Source organism: Streptomyces pseudogriseolus (assembly GCA_002154585.1).
GTDB classification, from domain to species: Bacteria; Actinomycetota; Actinomycetes; order Streptomycetales; family Streptomycetaceae; genus Streptomyces; species Streptomyces pseudogriseolus.
Map to the genome: position 1 here is coordinate 305 of MUNG01000012.1, position 18,026 is coordinate 18,330.

The 18,026-nt window shown below is 71.0% G+C and carries 12 protein-coding genes; 4 read left to right on the forward strand and 8 right to left on the reverse strand.

What is annotated here, in order from left to right:
• Both CCN29_RS01590 and CCN29_RS01595 read left to right on the forward strand, forming a co-directional pair.
• Positions 1-610 (forward strand): SGNH/GDSL hydrolase family protein (locus CCN29_RS01590; protein WP_442538205.1); only part of this gene is annotated, 610 nt, incomplete at its 5' end.
• A gap of 220 nt (positions 611-830) precedes the next feature.
• Complete coding sequence (locus CCN29_RS01595; protein ID WP_086679702.1) at positions 831-4,106, forward strand: LamG-like jellyroll fold domain-containing protein; 3,276 nt, start codon at positions 831-833, stop codon at positions 4,104-4,106.
• Between the two features lie 76 nt (positions 4,107-4,182).
• On the opposite strand, the gene CCN29_RS01600 is transcribed toward CCN29_RS01595, so the two are convergent.
• The 7 genes from CCN29_RS01600 to CCN29_RS01630 all read right to left on the reverse strand — a co-directional run bounded on the left by CCN29_RS01600 (position 4,183) and on the right by CCN29_RS01630 (position 14,318).
• Positions 4,183-5,685, reverse strand: a complete 1,503-nt coding sequence (locus tag CCN29_RS01600) for a glycoside hydrolase family 43 protein (protein ID WP_086679705.1) — start codon at positions 5,683-5,685, stop codon at positions 4,183-4,185.
• Positions 5,686-5,786: 101 nt separating this feature from the next.
• Complete coding sequence (locus CCN29_RS01605; protein WP_086679708.1) at positions 5,787-8,144, reverse strand: AbfB domain-containing protein; 2,358 nt, start codon at positions 8,142-8,144, stop codon at positions 5,787-5,789.
• A 130-nt stretch (positions 8,145-8,274) separates the two neighbouring features.
• Positions 8,275-9,309 (reverse strand): ABC transporter permease, encoded by a 1,035-nt coding sequence (locus tag CCN29_RS01610; protein WP_006131054.1) that lies wholly within the window; start codon positions 9,307-9,309, stop codon positions 8,275-8,277.
• Positions 9,306-10,268, reverse strand: coding sequence for an ABC transporter permease (locus tag CCN29_RS01615; RefSeq protein WP_039986626.1), 963 nt, complete (start codon positions 10,266-10,268; stop codon positions 9,306-9,308). The genes CCN29_RS01610 and CCN29_RS01615 overlap by 4 nt, the downstream gene beginning before the upstream one ends.
• On the reverse strand, positions 10,261-11,820 hold the full coding sequence (locus tag CCN29_RS01620) for a sugar ABC transporter ATP-binding protein (protein ID WP_086679711.1): 1,560 nt from the start codon (positions 11,818-11,820) through the stop codon (positions 10,261-10,263). Before CCN29_RS01620 ends, CCN29_RS01615 begins: the two co-directional genes overlap by 8 nt.
• Positions 11,821-11,895: 75 nt before the next feature.
• On the reverse strand, positions 11,896-12,990 hold the full coding sequence (locus tag CCN29_RS01625) for an ABC transporter substrate-binding protein (protein ID WP_006131051.1): 1,095 nt from the start codon (positions 12,988-12,990) through the stop codon (positions 11,896-11,898).
• A gap of 305 nt (positions 12,991-13,295) precedes the next feature.
• Positions 13,296-14,318, reverse strand: a complete 1,023-nt coding sequence (locus CCN29_RS01630; protein ID WP_006131050.1) for a LacI family DNA-binding transcriptional regulator — start codon at positions 14,316-14,318, stop codon at positions 13,296-13,298.
• 105 nt (positions 14,319-14,423) lie between these two features.
• Here CCN29_RS01630 and CCN29_RS01635 point away from each other — a divergent pair, with 105 nt between their 5' ends.
• Positions 14,424-15,335 carry a carbohydrate ABC transporter permease gene (locus CCN29_RS01635; RefSeq protein WP_086679714.1) on the forward strand — a complete coding sequence of 304 codons (912 nt, stop codon included), beginning with the start codon at positions 14,424-14,426 and terminating at the stop codon, positions 15,333-15,335.
• A 1-nt stretch (position 15,336) separates the two neighbouring features.
• Entirely contained in the window at positions 15,337-16,272 is a 936-nt protein-coding gene (locus CCN29_RS01640; protein ID WP_086679717.1) for a carbohydrate ABC transporter permease, read from the forward strand.
• Positions 16,273-16,349: 77 nt separating this feature from the next.
• Here CCN29_RS01640 and CCN29_RS01645 read toward each other — a convergent pair whose 3' ends face one another.
• Entirely contained in the window at positions 16,350-17,912 is a 1,563-nt protein-coding gene (locus CCN29_RS01645; protein WP_006131047.1) for an MDR family MFS transporter, read from the reverse strand.
• Positions 17,913-18,026: the final 114 nt, after the last annotated feature.

Genomic DNA, 18,026 nt, shown 5'->3' on the forward strand with positions numbered 1-18,026 from the left:
CGTCTGGCCGGCGCTCGCGGCAGCAGCCGGCGAGGTGGAACTGGTCAACCTCGGCTTCGGCGGCAGCGCCCTTCTGGACCCGTTCGTCGCCCGCACGATACGCGACACGCCGGCCGACCTGATCAGCCTCAAGATCGGCATCAACCTCGTCAACGCCGACGTGATGCGGATGCGCGCCTTCGGCCCCGCCGTGCACGGGTTCCTCGACACCGTCCGCGACGGCCACCCCGACATCCCGCTGCTGGTCGTCTCGCCGATCCTGTGCCCCATGCACGAGGACACCCCCGGCCCGACGGCCTTCGACTTCAGCCGGCTCGCCGAGGGCAAGCTGTCGTTCACCGCCGCCGGCGACCCGGCGGAGCGGGCCGAGGGCAAGCTGACCCTGAACGCCGTACGCCAGGAACTGCAGCGGATCGTGTCGGCGCGCGCGAAGGATGACCCGAACCTCCACCACCTCGACGGGCGCGCCCTCTACGGCGAGGCGGACCACGCCGAACTCCCGCTGCCCGACCGGCTCCACCCGGACCCGGCCGCCCACCGGCTGATCGGGAAGCGGTTCGCCGCCCACGCCTTCGCGGCCGGCGGTCCGTTCGCCGCCCCCGGGAACTGACCGGGGCGGTGGCCGCCCTCTCCCCGGGGCGGCCACCGGCCATGACGTGAACCTCCGCTGACGCACAGTCATCTCTGCGCAAAGCCTGGACAGTCGTCCCACCGCGTGTTGTCATTCCGCTGCACACCAAATTTCCAACGTTGGAAGAACTGCCGGCGGAACTGACGGCCGCGCCCTCGTCCCGCCGTGACCCCATGCACCCAGCGCGAGGAAAGGTTCGATGACCAGACAACCCACCCGCCCGAGATCCCGATGGTGGGCCGTGCTGACCGTGACGGCGCTGGCCCTCTCCACGGGCGCCCTGGCGCCCGCCGCGACGGCCGCCGCACCGGCCACCGCCGACGGCGCCCCGGCCGCCCGCGCCGCGGACGCCGACGTCACGGTGCACGGGCTGAAGGGCGAGTACTTCCGGATGTCCGCGCCGGGCGCCCGGGACTTCGCCGAACTCGGCGGCACCCAGCTCGAGCCGCAGATCAACTTCGCCGGTCTCACCAACACGTTCCAGGAGCTGACCGGGCGGACGGAGCACACCACCGCCCGCTGGACCGGCCAGATCGAGGTCCCGAAGACCGACGACTACACCTTCTACGCCATCGGCGACAACGGCTTCCGCCTCCTCATCGACGGCGAACCGGTCATCGACCACTGGGAGCCCGACTGGGACCGGGAGCAGACCAGCACCCCCGTCCGGCTGACCGCGGGCAAGACGTACGACTTCCGCATGGAGATGTTCCAGGACGTCGGCGGGGCCAACATGTACCTGCGCTGGTCGACGCCGACGCTCGCCAAGCAGCTCGTGCCGATGACGGCGTTCACCCCGCCCGCCGACTTCGAGGTGTACCCGGTCGAACTGACCGTGGGCCGCGACGGCCGCACCCTGCGCGCCCGCTTCGACGGCCAGGTGGGCGACCTCGCGCAGGTGGCCGAGCACCTCAAGGTCGAGGCCGACACCACCGCCCTGCCGATCAAATCCGTCAAGGCCGTTCCCGGCGACCGGAACTCCGTCCAGGCCACCCTCTCCGAGCCGGTCCAGAAGGCCCAGACGGTCCGCGTCGTCTACGACGGCGAGGGCGGCCTCACGGCAGGCGGCGAGACCGTGCCCCGCATCGCCCGGTACGCCGAGAACGCCTCCACCCACCGCCTCACCACCCCGTGGGGCGACAAGGTGAACAAGAACAACCCGCTGCCCGAGTACCCGCGCCCCCAGCAGGTCCGCTCGCAGTGGAAGAACCTCAACGGGCCCTGGCAGTTCAGCGGCGCCGAGGCCGGTGAACAGCCGGTCTTCGGCAAGGACCTGAACGAGAAGATCATCGTGCCGTTCCCGGTCGAGTCGCAGCTCTCCGGGCTGGAACGGCACGAGGACCACATGTTCTACCGCAAGCTCGTGGACGTGCCGAAGAGCTGGAAGGTCGGCAAGAGCGGCAAGAACCGGCTCAAGCTCAACTTCGGCGCCGTCGACTACCAGGCCACCGTCTACGTCAACGGCACGAAGGTCGCCGAACACACCGGCGGCTACAACGCCTTCACCGCCGACATCACCGACGCCCTCAAGAGCCGGGGCAAGCAGGAGATCGTCGTCGCCGTCACCGACACCGGCGGCCCCGACCAGCCCATGGGCAAGCAGTCCACCAACCCCGGCGGCATCTTCTACACCCAGTCCTCCGGCATCTGGCAGACCGTGTGGATGGAGCCCGTCGCCGAGACGTCCGTCGACAACGTCGTCACGACCCCCGACATCGACACCAGGACCCTCGCGGTGACCGTCGAGTCGGCCGGCGCGTCCGCCACGGCGCGTGTCGAGGCCGTCGCCCGCGACCACCGCGGCAAGGTCGTCGGCAAGGTCACCGGCCCGGCCAACAAGCAGCTGAAGCTGCCGGTCGCCCGCCAGCACCTGTGGAGCCCGGACGACCCGTACCTGTACGACCTCGACGTCACGCTGAAGGACGGCCGGTCCACCGACACGGTCGACAGCTACTTCGGCATGCGGAAGATCGGCATCGAGGACGTGGGCGGCTCCAAGAAGCTCGTCCTCAACGGCAAGCCCGTGTTCTCCCTCGCCACCCTGGACCAGGGCTTCTGGCCCGACGGGCTCTACACCGCGCCCAGCGACGACGCCCTGGCGTTCGACCTGAAGGCGCACAAGCAGCTCGGCTTCAACGCGGTCCGCAAGCACATCAAGGTGGAGTCGCCGCGCTGGTTCTACCACGCGGACCGGCTCGGCCTGCTGGTCTGGCAGGACTTCGTCTCCGGCAACCTCACCAACGCGACCGGGCGGAAGGCGTTCGTCGACCAGGGCCGCGAGATGATGCGCCAGCACCACAGCTCGCCCTCCGTGATCGGCTGGATCGTCTTCAACGAGGGCTGGGGCGAGTGGGACCGGGAGGAGACCGGCCGGATCACCGACGCGGTCAAGGCGGCCGACCCGTCCCGCGTCGTGAACGCCCACAGCGGGGTCAACTGCTGCAACAGCAAGGGCGACTCCGGCAGGGGCGACATCATCGACCACCACGACTACAACAACGAGGACCCGCCCTTCCCGGACCACCGCGCGGCCATGGACGGCGAGCACGGCGGCTTCACCCTCCGCAGCCCGGGGCACATGTGGCCCGGCCCGCCCACCGTCATCTACAGCGGTGTGGACAGCAAGGAGGCGCTGACCCGCAAGTACGTGGAGAACACCGAGAAGTTCTACCTCGACCAGGCCGCCGCGGAGCTGTCCGGCTCCGTCTACACCCAGATCACCGACCTGGAGAACGAGCTCAACGGCCTCTACACGTACGACCGCCGGGAGATCAAGGTCGACCCGAAGCAGGTGCGGGAGATCAACCTCGAGGTGATCGCCGCCGGCGCGTCGGCGGGCCAGCGTGAGCAGCTCAAGGGCGGCGGCCACTGGTCCCTCGACGAGGGCTCCGGCACCACCGCCAAGGACGACGGCCCGAACAACAAGGCGCTGACGCTCAGCGAGGGCGCCACCTGGACCGCCGGAGTCAGCGGCAGCGCCCTGAGGTTCGACGGGCAGGGCCAGTTCGCCCAGACCGACGGTCCCGTCCTCGACACCACCGGCAGCTACAGCGTCTCCGCCTGGGTCACCCTGGACGCGCTGCCCGGCAACTACGCCACCGCGGTCAGCCAGGACGGACGGCGCCAGGCCAGCCCCTTCTACCTCCAGTACGGCCAGGGCGCCTTCGCCTTCAGCACGCCCGACGGACAGCGGGCCCGCCTGGAGACCCGGCCCGAACTCGGCCGCTGGTACCACCTGGTCGGCGTGCGGAACGGCGCCACCGGCGAGATCACCCTGTACGTCGACGGCACGAAGGCGGCGACCGTCAAGAGCGGTCCCAACTACGTCGGCTCCGGGCCCCTCGCGGTCGGCCGCGCCAAGTGGAACGGCGACGACACCGACTTCTGGAACGGCTCCGTCGACGAGGTCCACGCGTACGACAAGGCGCTGACCGACGCGGAGGTGAGCGCCCTCCACCAGGCGGAGAAGCCGTAGCCGCCGGGTGACACCACGCACGAGGGGGCGGGCGCCCAGGCGCCCGCCCCCTTGGTGTGTTTCCCCGGGTTCCCCGTCAGGTCGCGGGACCCACCGCCACGTTGTCGAACGTGGCCGGCGTGTTGAACACCCGCACCCCGTTGGCGCCGCTCGTGAACGTGGCGTCCGTGACGGAGATCTTCGGCGTCCGCATGTCGTCGACGTACACCTTGAGCGCGGGGCCGACGGCCGTGACCCGCAGCTTGTGCCGCGAGCCGGGGGCGATCGGCAGGCGCACGGTCCGCAGCGGCGTCCAGGAGTCGTCGACCCTGCCGAGCACCACCGTGCCGTCCGCGCCGATGCCCGCGTAGTAGCCGCGGTAGCTGTCGGTGCCGACCGCAGGCGCGGTCACCCGGAACGTGAGGCCGGCGTCACCGCCGCGCGCGGACACGGTGACGTCCGCCTCCTGTGTCACGTCCCCGAAGTTCGTGTCCAGCAGCGCCTTGCCGCCGGCCGAGCCGCCCGCCCGGTAGGCGCCCCCGGACGCCGTCCAGAAGCCGCCGTAGGTCTTCCAGCCCAGCGCGTTGCCGTCGGTGAAGTCGTCCCGCACCTTCATCTGGATCCGCCGGATCGTGCCGTCCGGATTGAAGTACATGCGGTCGTAGGCGAGTTGCCGGTGGTTGCCGTCGGTCTCGCTCAGCGGGCGCCGGTGGTAGACGATGTACCAGACGTCCGTGCCGGGCACGTTGATCACCGAGTTGTGGCCGGAGCCCTTGGCGACCGCCGGGTCCTGGGCGAGCACCTTGTCGAGCTTGGTGAACGGGCCGGTGGGGGAGTCGGCCATCGCGTACGACACGGAGTAGTCCGGGCCGGTCCAGCCGCCCTCGGACCACATCAGGTAGTACTTCCCGCCGCGCTTGAACATCTGCGGGCCCTCGACGTAGTCGGCGGGCGTGATCTCCTTGTAGGTGCTCCCGTCGGGGAACGTGCCGAGACTCGTCATGTCGGGGTTGAGCTTGACGACGTTCGCGTGCCCCCAGCCGCCGTAGTACATGTACGCCTGGCCGTCGTCGTCGATGAACACGTCCTGGTCGATGGGCTGGGCGCCGTTGTGGAACTGCGCGATCAACGGCCGCCCGATCGCGTCCTTGTAGGGGCCCTCCGGCCGGTCGGACACCGCCACGCCGATGCCGCCGAGCGCGGAGTCGCTCTGGATGTCGTTGGCCGCGAAGTACAGGTAGTATTTGCCGTTCCGCTCGACCGGCGCGGGCGCCCACACCGCGTACTCGGCCCAGCTGACGTCCTCGGTGGTCAGGACGTCGCTGTGCCTGGTCCAGTGGACGAGGTCGCGGGAGGAGAACGCGTCGAGCTTGGTCTGCTCCCGGTAGGCCCGCGAGGTGGTGGGGAACACCCAGTAGGTGTCGTCGTAGACCGCCACGTCGGGGTCGGCGTACCAGCCGTCGACGAACGGGTTGCCGGACTCGGCGGTGGTGTACTCGGGCGCCGCCGCGGCGGGGGGCGCGGTGACGGCCGCGATCAGGCCGGCGGCGAGCAGGGCGGTGCAGGACCGGGCGACGAACCCGGTGGTTCGGGCACTCATGCTTGGCTCCCTCGGGGTGTGGGGGACACGGGCGCGGTGACGGCCACGGGGCCGCCACCGCGCGTACGGGGTGTGCGTGACGGAACCTCAGGTGACGGGCGTCAGGGCGTCCAGGGCGCCTCCACCGCCCAGGTGGTGTCCTCGGTGAACAGGGCGGGGGAGTCGTAGGCGCGTGTGCCGCCGGGGACCGCCAGCCACAACTCGGCGTCGTAGTGGCGCAGATACTGCCCGGGGAAGTTGTACGCGGACAGCCTGACCCCGCCGTTCGCGCCCCGCACCGGGCAGAAGGTGGCGTCGGCGCGGAACAGGTCGCCGCTGCCGCCCTCCTTGTACACCCGCGAGTTGCGGTGCCGCAGGTACTCGCCCGGGTAGTTGCGCGACTCGAAGGAGTAGCAGGAGGCGTCGGCCAGGCCGGGGACGATCCGCCAGGTGGCGTCGGCCTTCAGCAGCGCCTCGCTGCCGCCGTTCACCACCTCGGTGAAGACGGCGCCGTCCTGGTGCCGCATGTAGCGGTCCGTGTACCCGGGCGTGGTGACACGCAGGGAGCGGAACTGTCCGGTGGGCAGCGTCACCGGGGCGGCCGCCGAGCGGGAGGCGTCGATCAGGGCCCGGTTGGCCGCCCGGACCCGTGCCTCGTCGACCTTGACCACCTGACGGTCGTAGGTGAGCAGCCCGTTCGCCTCGTTCTCGACGTCGGTGATCTCCGTGTAGACGGCGGCGGACAGGCCCCGCGGAAGGCGCACCTCGCGGATGCCGTCGAGCAGCCCCACGAACCGGTCGTCGAGATGCGCGAGGGACGGCTGGTCCTCGTAGCTGAACCCGCCGCCCGGGTACCACTCGTGGCCTGCCACCTTGAAGCCGAGACCGCCGTACTCGCCGAGCACCGCGGCGCGATTGGCGTCGGGCACCGTGGTGCCGGGGCCCACGTAGACATGGTGGTCGACGACGTCGCCGTTGCCGCCGTCGACGGCGCCGCAGCAGTTCACCCCGCTCATGTTGTCCACCAGACGGGACGGGTCGTAGGCCTTCACGTCGTTCGCGATCCGCGCCTGGTCGTACTGGCCCCAGCCCTCGTTCTGGTTCACCCACATGACCAGCGACGGGGAGCTGCGGTGCTGGTCGATGACGCGCCGGTACTCGCTCTCCCACTGGGTGCGTCCCGCCGCGTCGGGGGTGCGCTCCATGGAGGGCATGTCCTGCCAGACCAGCAGGCCGAGCCGGTCGGCCCAGTAGAACCAGCGCTGCGGCTCCACCTTGATGTGCTTGCGCACCATGTTGAAGCCGAGGTCCTTGTGCTTCTGCAGGTCGAACCGCAGGGCCGCGTCGGTCGGCGCGGTGTAGATGCCGTCCGGCCAGTAACCCTGGTCCAGGGTGCCCGTCTGGAACACGAACTGCCCGTTCAGCACGGGCCGCGGCACACCGTCCACCCGGGCGATACCGATGCTGCGCATGCCGGTGTAGCCGCCCACGGAGTCGACCGTGGTGGCGCCGGACAGCAGGTCGGCGCGCACGTCGTAGAGGAACGGGTCGTCGGGCGTCCACCGGTGGGCGTTCGGGACCGGGACGGTGAACTCCGTGCCGACCGGACCGGTGGCCGTGCCGACCGTGGCGCCGCCGGCGGAGACGGTCACGCGGGCCTGGTGCCCGCTCGTCCCGGCGCCGCGCACGGTGACCTTGAGCCGGTTGTTCGTCAGGTCGGGCACCATGTCGAGGCGGGTGACGTGGGCCGCCGCCGTGGGCTCGAGCCACACCGTCTGCCAGATGCCGGAGGCGGCCGTGTAGAAGATGCCGCCGCCCGGGTGCGGGGTGACGTCGTTCAGCCGCTGCTTGCCGACCGCCTGGCTGCCCGTCTGGGTGGGGTCCCACACGGAGACGACGATCGTGTTGACGCCGCCCCGGTTCAGCAGGTCGGTGATGTCGTACGAGAAGGAGTCGTACCCGCCGTCGTGGACGGCGCCCGCCTGGCGGTCGTTGACCCAGACGGTGGTGCGCCAGTCGACCGCGCCGAAGTGCAGCTGGACACGCCGGCCGTCCCAGCCCGCGGGGACGGTGAAGGTGCGCCGGTACCACAGCCTGTCGTCCTGGGTGACACGGCGCTGGATGCCGGAGAGCGCCGACTCGGCGACGAACGGCACCCGGATCTGCCCCGGGAACGTGGCGGGCCGGCCGGCGTTCGCCGAGGTCACGGCGAAGTCCCAGATGCCGTTCAGGTTCGCCCAGTCGGGGCGGGTGAGCTGCGGGCGGGGGTACTCCGGCAGCGGGTTGTCGACGGGGACCTGGTTCGTCCACGGGGTGGTCATCGGCGCGGGCTTGGGCGTCCACGCCGCCGGCGCCGCGGTGGCGGCGCCGGGAACGGTGAGGGCGGTGCCGGCCAGCAGGGCCAGCACCGCCAGGACGGTCGCCGTCCACCGCCGTCTCGGGCGGGCGGCGGGTGGTACGGGTGCGGGTGTTCTACGCATCGTCACTCCTCGGGAAGTGGGGGTGGGAGACGTGCGCGTGCGAGAAGCGGCCGGCTGCGCGCGAGCGTGACCGACCGCCGTACCGGACGCGGCGGCGGGAGCCAGGGCGTCCCGCCGCCGCGTCCGGGGTCTACATCAGTTGCCGTCGGCGGCCCAGCCACGTCTGGGCGACGACGACCACGGCCAGGAAGGCGCCGCTGACGACCTGCTGGTAGGAGGAGTCGAGGGAGCCGATCTGGTTGATCACGTTCTGGATCACCTTCAGCAGCAGCACCCCGACGAGCGACCCGCTGACGTAGCCGAGTCCGCCGGTGAGCAGGGTGCCGCCGATGACCACGGCGGAGATGGCCTCCAGCTCCATGCCGTTGCCGAGGATCGTCACCCCGGAGGCGAGCCACGCGGCGTTCAGCGCACCGGCGAGACCGGCCAGTACCCCGGACAGCGTGTAGACGAGGATCTTCGTACGGGCCACCGGCGCGCCCATCAGCGCAGCCGCGTCCTCGTTGCCGCCGACCGCGTAGACGTGCTGCCCGAACCGGGTGCGGCGCAGCACGACCGCCCCGGCGACGAACAGCGCCAGCATGATCCACACGGGGTTGCCCAGGCCGAGCGTGCTGCCCTGCCCCAGCTCGGCCAGGAACGAGCCCTTGCCGATGAGGTAGGTGTCGGCGCCCTCGTCGGTGATCGCCAGCATCAGGCCCCGGGCGCCCAGCATGGCCGCCAGGGTGACGATGAACGGCGCGAGCCGCGACCGTGCCACCAGCAGCCCGTTGACCACGCCGATCGCCCCGCACACCACCAGCGGCAGCAGCAGGGCCACCAGCGTCCCGTGCCGGGAACCCCACGCGGCCAGCACCCCGCCGAGCGCGAACAGCGAGCCCACCGACAGGTCGATGCCGCCGGTGATGATCACGAACGTCATGCCGAGCGCGACGATCGCCAGGAACGCCGAACTCGTCGCCATGTTGCTGACGTTGTCGCCGGTCGCGAACGAGTCGAAGCTGAACGTCGCCACCAGGGAGACGATCACCAGCACCGCCAGCGCGCCGTGCTGCTGCACCAGGGCGCTCAGCCGCTCCGACCGCGCCGACCCCACGGGCCCGTCGCCCGCCGCCCGCGTGCCGTCGTCCACGACCGCCGGCGCCTGCGTCTTCGTGACGGTCATCGCTTCCCCCGTCCCCGCGCCGCGTAGACAGCGGCCACGATCACTACGGCCTGCGCGATCTGCGTCCACGACGGCGGCAGATCGTGCTTGATGAGGGTGGCGGTGAGCAGCTGGATGAGGACCGCGCCCGCCACCGTCCCCGCGATGTTGACCCGGCCGCCGGTCAGCGGCGTGCCGCCGACCACGACGGCGGTGATGGCGGACAGCTCCATCAGGTTGCCCAGCGACGTCGGGTCGCTGGCCTGGAGCCGGGCCGTGGCGAGCACGCCCGCCACGGCGGCGAGCAGCGCGGACACCACGTACACCAGGATCAGCACGCGGCGCACCGGAAGGCCGGCGAGCTGCGCGGCGGGACGGCTGTCGCCGATGGCGAGGAGCTGCCGTCCGAAGGTGGTGCGGCGCACGACGAACGCGACCAGCAGCGCCAGCACGGCGGCGATCAGGATCAGGTACGGGATGCCCAGCACGTCGCCCGAACCGAGCGACGCGAGCTGCGGGTTGCGCAGGTCCTCCAGCTGCGGCAGCAGCACCAGGGCCACACCCCGCCCGCCCACCATGAGGGCGAGCGTCGCCACGATGGGCTGCACCCCCACCAGCGCCACCAGCGCCCCGTTCGCCAGCCCCACCACGGCGGCGAACACCGCCACCACGAGCAGCGCCGGCACCAGGCCGTAGCCCAGGTAGAGGGCGGTCACCGAGGCGGCCAGCGCCATCACCGCGCCGACCGACAGGTCGACGCCCTCGGTGCCGATGACCAGGGCCATGCCCAGCGCGACGATGATGACGGGCGCCACCTGCACGGCCTGGGTGCGGAAGTTCTCCGCGGACAGGAAGTGCGGGGTGATGGCGATGTTGACGATCAGCAGCAGCGCCACGCCCGCGTACACGCCGTAGGTCTGCAGCCACTGGAGGGCGCGCGCCTTGTCCAGCGGGACGGTCTTCACTGCGGCTTCAGCCATCGGTGGCCGCCTCCCCGACCGCGTCCCGCTCCGGAGTGTCCCCGGCGATGGTCCGCATCAGCTTGTCCTCGGTGACCTCGTCGCCGGTCAGTTCGCCGACGACGGCACCGTCCTTCAGTACGACCACGCGGTCGGACCCTTCGATCAGTTCCTCCAGGTCGGAGGAGATGAGCAGGACGCCCAGGCCGTCCGCGGCCAGTTCGTCCACGAGCTTCTGCACCTCGGCCTTGGCGCCGACGTCGATGCCCCGGGTGGGCTCGTCGAGCAGCAGCACCTTCGGGTTCATCGCCAGCCAGCGGGCGAGCAGCACCTTCTGCTGGTTGCCGCCGGACAGTTCGCCGACCTTCTGCTGGGGCGAGGACGCCTTGATGCGCAGCCGCTCGATGAACGTGTTCACGATGCTGTCGACGCGCGCCTCGGACACCAGCCCGAAGCGGGACAGCCGGGGGAGGACCGCCAGCGAGATGTTCTCCCGGACCGACAGGCCGGGCACGATGCCCTCGCTCTTGCGGTCCTCCGGCAGCAGACTCACACCGGCCCGGATGGCGGCCGGCGTGGAACCCCCGCGCAGGGGGACCCCGGCCACCGTCACCCGGCCGGAACTCGTCGGCAGCGCACCCGAGATGGCCTTCGCCGTCTCGGTGCGCCCGGACCCGAGCAGCCCGCCCAGGCCCACGACCTCGCCGGGCCGGATGCTGACCGACACCCCGTGCAGCTGGTGGGGGACCGTCAGGTCCGTGGCCTCCAGCACGGGCCGGCTGTCGGTGGCGTGGTGGTCGCCGGTGAACTTCGTCAGCCCCTCCGACCGCACCTCGCCCAGCTCCCGGCCCAGCATCGTGGACACCAGGGACAGCCGGTCCAGGTCGGCGAGCCTGCCGTGGTGGACGCGGCGGCCGTCGCGCAGCACGGTCACCGTGTCGCACACGGCGTACAGCTCGTCGAGGCGGTGGCTGACGTAGACGACGGCGATGCCCTCGTCGCGCAGCCGGCGGATGACCGAGAACAGCGTCTCGACCTCCCGCGGTTCGAGCGACGAGGTCGGCTCGTCCATGATGACGATCCGCGCCTCGCTCGCCACGGCCCGGGCCAGCGCGACCATCTGCTGCGCGCCCACGCCGAGGCTGCGCAGCGGCCGCCGCACGTCGACCCGGACGCCGTAGCCGCGCAGCGTCTCCTCCGCCTCGCGGTTCATGCGGGCGAAGTCCAGCAGACCGAAGCGGTTGCGCGGCTCGCGGCCCAGGAACAGGTTGCGGGCGACGCTCAGCAGCGGGATGAGGTTGACCTCTTGGTAGATCGTCGAGATGCCGGCCTTCTGCGCCTCCAGAGGGGTGGCGAAGGAGACCGGACGGCCCTGGAAAACGATGTCACCGGCGTCGGGCCGGTACACCCCGGTGAGGAGCTTGATGAGCGTCGACTTGCCGGCGCCGTTCTCGCCGATCAGGGCGTGGACCTCACCGGCGTGCAGGGTCAGGTCCACGTCGTCCAGGGCCCGGACGCCGGGGAACGTCTTGCTCAGTCCGCGGACGGCGAGGACTTCGGCGGGGGGAGCCACCTGTGCCTCCAGGATGGGAAAGGGTGGTGAGGGACGGACCGGGGGCCCGGCGCGATGCGGGCCCCCGCGACGGGATCAGTAGGCCTTGCCGAGGTCCTGCTCGGCGTTGCCGTCGTCGTAGGCGCCGTCCTGGATGATGATGTCCTGGGGGACTTCCTTGCCCTGGGTGAAGTCGTCGAGCGTCTGGAACGCCAGCGGGCCGAACCGCGGGTTGGACTCGATGACGCCGCTGATCCAGCCGTCCACGACGCCCTGGACGGCGTTGCGGGTGCCGTCCACCGTGACGATCTTGATGTCGCCGGCCTTCTTGCCCGCGCCCTTCAGCGCGGCCACCGCGCCCAGGCCCATCTCGTCGTTCTCCGCGTAGATGCCCTTGATGCCGGGCTTGGACTGGATGAGCTGCTCGGTGACCTGCTGGCCCTTCTCGCGGGTGAAGTCACCGGTCTGCTCGAAGACCACCTTCAGGTCCGGGGCCTTCTCGGCGAGGCGCTCCTTGAAGCCCTTGGTGCGCTCGGTGGTGACGTTGTTGCCCGCCGAGCCCAGCAGGATGGCGACCTCGCCCTTGCCGCCGGTGGCCTCGATCATCTGGTCGGCGGCGCGGCGGCCCTGCTCGACGAAGTCGGAGGCGATGAAGGACACGTAGTCCTTGCAGGCGGTGGCGTTGATCTTCCGGTCGATGGTGACGATCGGGACCTGCTTGGCCGCGGCGGCCTGGAGCACCGGGTCCCAGCCGTCGGAGTTCAGTGGGGCGATCACGAGCAGGTCGGCGCCCTTGGCGAGCAGGTCCTGCACGTCGCTGATCTGCTTGGAGAACTGCGACTGGGCGTTGGCGGTGAGCAGCTTGACGCCTCTCTTGGCCGCCTCGTCCTTGATGGACTGCGTCTCGGCGATCCGGAAGGGGTTGGCCTCCTTCTCCGACTGGGAGAAGCCGACCGTGGCGGACTTCAGATCGATCTTCTTGCCGCCGTAGGCGTCGACGGTGCAGGTCTTGCTGCCCGGCTTCGGCTTTGCCACCTTCTGGCCGGCGTCGGCGGCGGCCGTGGACTTCTTGCCGTCCGACGCGTCGTCCTCCGACTTGGCGCAGGACGTCGCGGTGAGGGCCACGGCGGCGGCCAAGGCCACGAGCACGGGACGGGCGAGGAGAAGGGAACGGTGAGTGGTGCGCTGCATGGTGACCCCGATCCGGGTGACGCTGAAAGGGAACTGGAGAGCCGAAAGGACGCGCGTGACGGAACTGCTCCCCCTGTGCACAACGGCGTCCGGTGCGCCGCCACAGAGGTTTTACATCGTTGGAAGGAGGCTGTAAACCCCTCGCGCACAAGGTGGGAGGGGGGAGGTGCGCGCGGGCGCGCCGAAGCGAACCGGGGGCGCGTGAAGGTGCGCCCGGACGGCAAGCGCGTACTGCGGCCACGCCCCGAAAGCGCGAGTGGGACCGCCGAGTCGGGAAGGGCTGCCGGCGTGGCACGCCCGTGGCGTCAGGACGCGCCCGCGCCCGGACGCCCCAACGTGCTCTCCCGCTCGACCAGTTGGTAATCCGCCCAGATGCGGCGGGGCTCCGGGGCGCTGTCGCCCAGCCGGGCCAGCACCGACTCCACCGCCAGGCGGCCGATCGCGGCCTTGTCCGGCGACACCGACGTGAGCGTCACCGCGCCGAAGCGGCCCTCGATCACGTCGTCGAAGCCGACCACGGCGATGTCGTCGGGGACCCTCAGCCCCCGCTCGTGCAGCACCCGCATCGCGCCGATCGCCATCGGGTCGTTGTAGGCGAACACCGCGTCCGGCCGGCGGCCGCTGTCAAGGATGTGGGTCATGGCCCGCGCCCCGTCGGCGTGCCCCCAGCCGTCGGTGGCCGCGACCAGCCCCTCGTCGGCCGGCAGCCCCGCCGTCGTCAGCTCCTCGCGCCAGCCGCGGACGCGCAGCTGGGCCGGTTCGCTGCGGTCCCGGCGCGCCCCGATGAACGCCACCTCCCGGCGCCCCAGCCCGATCAGGTGCCGCACGGCGTCACGGGCCGCGGCGACGTTGTCGATCGCGATGTGGTCGTACGGCAGGTCGAAGTCCCGCTCGCCGAGCAGCACCAGCGGCACGTCCTGGTCGCGGTCGCGCAGGTCCCCGGCCTCCAGCTCGATGGGGCTGAGGATCAGCCCGTCGATGACCCGGGCACGGAAGCCCTGGCTCACCAGCAGCTCCTGGTCGCGCGAGCCGCCGGTGTGGTCGAGCAGCACGATGTAGTCGTGCTGGGAGGCCGCGTCGATGACGGAGGCGGTCAGCTCGGCGAAGTACGGGTTGCCGAGCTCGGGCAGCGCGAGCGCGATGATGCCCGTACGGCCCTTGCGCAGGTGCCGCGCGGCGAGGTTGGGCTGGTAGCCCAGCGCGTCGATGGACCGTTGGACCCGCTCGCGCATGGCCGGTGTGACGTGCTGGTAGTTGTTCACCACGTTCGAGACGGTCTTGATGGAGACCCCCGCGTGCGCGGCGACGTCCTTGAGGCTGACCCGCACGGCAATCCCTTCGTGAGCGGCCCGGCCCGGTAGCCGGTGCGGATGCGGAGCCGTCACCTCGAGCCGTGTGCCGAGCCGCTGGGCTCAAGTTTTACAACGTTATACATGCCGTGGCCGGACGCTGACAAGGCTCCGTACGGACCCGGCGCGACCGCGCGCCGGCTCGTCCCGCCCGGCCTGCTCTTCGCCCTGCCGTTCCTCGTCCTGTTCGCCCTGTTCATGGTGTGGCCGCTGGTCCAGGGCGCGTGGATGAGCCTCACCGACACCTCGCTCTCCGCGCACGAGCCGTCCTTCGTCGGCCTCGACAACTACGCGGAGGCCCTCGGCGACGCCGAGATGTGGCGGGCGGTCGGCAACACCGTGTGGTTCACCGCGGTGTCCACCGTGCCCCTGGTGGCCGTCGCCCTCGGCATGGCGCTGCTGGTGCACACCGGTCTCCCGGGCCAGTGGGTGTGGCGGCTGGCGTTCTTCGCCCCGTACCTGCTGCCCGTCGGCGTCATCGGCCTGCTGTGGGGCTGGCTCCACCAGCCGGACCTCGGGCTCTGCAACCACCTGCTCCAGGCGGCTGGGCTCGACGGCTTCTCCTGGCTGAGCGACAAGGACGTCGCCCTCTACGCCGTCGTCATCGCCACCCTGTGGTGGACCGTCGGCTTCAACTTCCTGCTGTTCCTGGCCGCGCTCCAGGCGGTCCCCGACCACCTCTACGAGGCGGCGGCCCTGGACGGGGCGGGCGCCTGGCGGCGGCTCCGGCATGTCACCCTGCCCCAGCTGCGCCGGATCACCGGCGTGGTCACCGTGCTCCAGATCCTCGCCTCGCTGAAGGTCTTCGACCAGGTGTACCTGCTGACCAAGGGCGGACCCGACGGCTCCACCCGCCCCGTCGCCGAGTACCTCTACGACGTGGGCTTCACCGGCTACCGGCTCGGCTACGCCTCCGCCATCAGCTACGTCTTCTTCGCCCTCGTCGTCCTCGGCTCCGCGGCGCAGTTCGCCGCCTTCCGCCGCCGGGAGAAGTGACATGACCTCCGCAGACCTCCGGACACGGCCCGCGCGCCCCACGGTCTCCCCGCTCCCGGCCGCCCGTCGCGCGCGGAGGGGCGTTCAGCTGGGCCCGAACCTCACCCTCGGCGCGAGCCGCACCGCACGCTCCCTGGCGCTGGCCGCCCTCGCGGTGCTCGCCGTCGTCTGGCTGCTGCCGATGGCGTGGGCGGTGTTCACGGCGTTCAAGTCCGAGCAGGACGCCAGCGACCCGGTGCACTGGATCTGGCCGCAGGCCGGCTTCACCCTCGACGGCTTCCGCACCGTGATCGAGCGCGGCGACCTGCCGCTGTGGATGTGGAACGGCGTCTTCGTCTCCGCGGCCGTCACCGTCGTCACGGTCGCCGTGTCGGCGGCCGCCGGCTACGCCTTCTCCCGCACGGTGTTCCGGGGGCGCCGCGTCCTGTTCGCGCTCACCGTCGCGTCGGTCCTGGTGCCGCCGCAGATGCTGATCGTGCCGTGGTTCCGGCAGATGCTGACCCTCGACCTGGTCGACACGTACGCGGCGGTGATCCTGCCGCAGACCGTCGCCCCGGTCATGGTGTTCATCCTGAAGAAGCACTTCGACACCCTCCCGCGCGAACTGGAGGAGGCCGCCCGGCTCGACGGCGCCGGCCACGCGCGGATCTTCTGGTCCGTGATGCTGCCGCTGTCGCGTCCCATGCTCGCCGCGGTGGCGATCTTCGTGTTCATCGGGGCGTGGAACAACTTCCTGTGGCCGTTCGTGTCCACCTCCGACCCGGCCCTGATGACCCTGCCGGTCGGCATCACCGCGGTGAAGGACGCCTACGGCGTCAACTACGCCCAGACAATGGCGTCCTCGGTGCTGGCCGCGCTGCCCCTGGTGCTGGTGTTCGTCTTCTTCCAGCGTCACATCGTGAAGTCGGTGGCGACGACGGGACTGGGCGGTCAGTAGGGCGCCCCGCCGGAAACACGACGAGCGCCCCACGGCCGTACGGGCCGTGGGGCGCTCGTCGGCGCGGGAGAAACGGTTCAGCCGCCGACGACGGTCTTGTCCGTGTCCTTCACGGCGCCGGACTCCTCGGCGAGGCGCTCCATGCCGCTGGTCGTCTTCAGCGGCTTCTCCTTGATGAACACCACGGTGAGCAGCGCCAGCAGCGCGCACGGCGTGGCGACGAGGAACAGGTCGGCGGTGGCGACGCCGTAGGCGTGCTCGACGATGTTCCGCACCGGCTCGGGCAGGGTGCTCATGTCGGGCACGCGGCTCTCCCCGCCGCCGTCGCCGCCCGCGGGGATGCCCGCGGCGTCGAAGCCCTTGGTCATCTCGGCCGCGACCCGGCTCGCGAGGATGGCGCCCAGGACACTGGTGCCGATGGTGCCGCCCATGCTGCGGAAGAAGGACAGCACGGACGTGGCGGCGCCCAGCTCACCGGCCGGCACGTCGTTCTGCGCGGCCAGCACCAGGTTCTGCATCAGCATGCCGACGCCGATGCCGAGCACCGCCATGTAGACGCTGAGCAGCGTGAAGGGAGTGTCCGCGTCGATGGTGGACAGCAGCCCGAGGCCGACGGTCATGACGACCGCACCCGTCACCAGGTAGCGCTTCCACACACCCGTCCTGCTGATGACCTGGCCGGCGACGGTCGACGACACCAGCAGACCGAAGATCATCGGCAGGCTCATCAGACCGGCCACGGTGGGCGACTTGCCGAGGGACACCTGGAAGTACTGCGACAGGAACACCGTGCCGCCGAACATGGCGACACCGACCAGCAGGCTGGCGACGGTGGTGAGGGCGACGGTGCGGTTGCGGAAGATGCCCAGCGGGATGACCGGTTCGGCCGTCCGCGACTCGACGAACACGGCGGCGACCAGCAGCAGCGCTCCGGCGCCGGTGAGCGCGGCGGTCTGCCAGGAGGCCCAGTCGAACTCGTTGCCCGCCAGGGTCACCCAGATCAGCAGGGCGCAGACGCCGGCCACGATGAGGAAGGCGCCCAGGAAGTCGATCTTCACTTCGCGGCGGGCCACCGCCGGGAGGCGCAGGGTGCGCTGGAGCAGCGCGATGGCGAGCAGCGCGAACGGCACGCCGATGAAGAAGCACCAGCGCCAGCCCAGCCAGGAGGTGTCCACCAGCACGCCGCCGACCAGCGGCCCGGCGACGGTGCCGATGGCGAACACGGCGCCGAAGATGCCCGCGTACTTGCCGAGCCGGCGGGGCGGGATGATCGCCGCCATGACGACCTGGGCGAGCGCGGTCAGACCTCCCGCGCCGATGCCCTGCACGACACGGCTGAAGATGAGCAGTTCGACACCCTGGGAGAGGCCCGCCAGGAGCGAGCCCACGACGAACATGCCCAGCGACAGCTGGAGCAGCAGCTTCTTGTCGAACAGGTCGGACAGCTTGCCCCACAGCGGCACGGTCGCCGTCATGGCCAGCAGTTCCGCGGTGACGACCCAGGTGTAGGCGGACTGGCTCGCGCCCAGGTCGGCGATGATCGTCGGCAGCGCGTTGGCCACGACGGTGCCGGCCAGGATCGCCACGAACATGCCGGCCATCAGCCCGGACATGGCCTGGAGTATCTGCCGGTTGGTCATGGCGGTGGGCGGCGCCGCGTCGGGCGGCTGTGTTGCGGTCACGGTCGTCTCTCTCAGGGATCGGTGGAACACGTCGCATCACGCCCCGGGAGGGACGGAAGGAATGGGGGGTGG

Excerpts from the sequence above, each read along its gene's own strand:
- CCN29_RS01595 (WP_086679702.1), top strand. The coding sequence starts at position 831 with ATGACCAGACAACCCACCCGCCCGAGATCCCGATGGTGGGCCGTGCTG.
- CCN29_RS01600 (WP_086679705.1), bottom strand. The coding sequence starts at position 5,685 with ATGAGTGCCCGAACCACCGGGTTCGTCGCCCGGTCCTGCACCGCCCTG.
- CCN29_RS01605 (WP_086679708.1), bottom strand. The coding sequence starts at position 8,144 with ATGCGTAGAACACCCGCACCCGTACCACCCGCCGCCCGCCCGAGACGG.
- CCN29_RS01610 (WP_006131054.1), bottom strand. The coding sequence starts at position 9,309 with ATGACCGTCACGAAGACGCAGGCGCCGGCGGTCGTGGACGACGGCACG.
- CCN29_RS01615 (WP_039986626.1), bottom strand. The coding sequence starts at position 10,268 with ATGGCTGAAGCCGCAGTGAAGACCGTCCCGCTGGACAAGGCGCGCGCC.
- CCN29_RS01625 (WP_006131051.1), bottom strand. The coding sequence starts at position 12,990 with ATGCAGCGCACCACTCACCGTTCCCTTCTCCTCGCCCGTCCCGTGCTC.
- CCN29_RS01635 (WP_086679714.1), top strand. The coding sequence starts at position 14,424 with ATGCCGTGGCCGGACGCTGACAAGGCTCCGTACGGACCCGGCGCGACC.
- CCN29_RS01640 (WP_086679717.1), top strand. The coding sequence starts at position 15,337 with ATGACCTCCGCAGACCTCCGGACACGGCCCGCGCGCCCCACGGTCTCC.
- CCN29_RS01645 (WP_006131047.1), bottom strand. The coding sequence starts at position 17,912 with ATGACCAACCGGCAGATACTCCAGGCCATGTCCGGGCTGATGGCCGGC.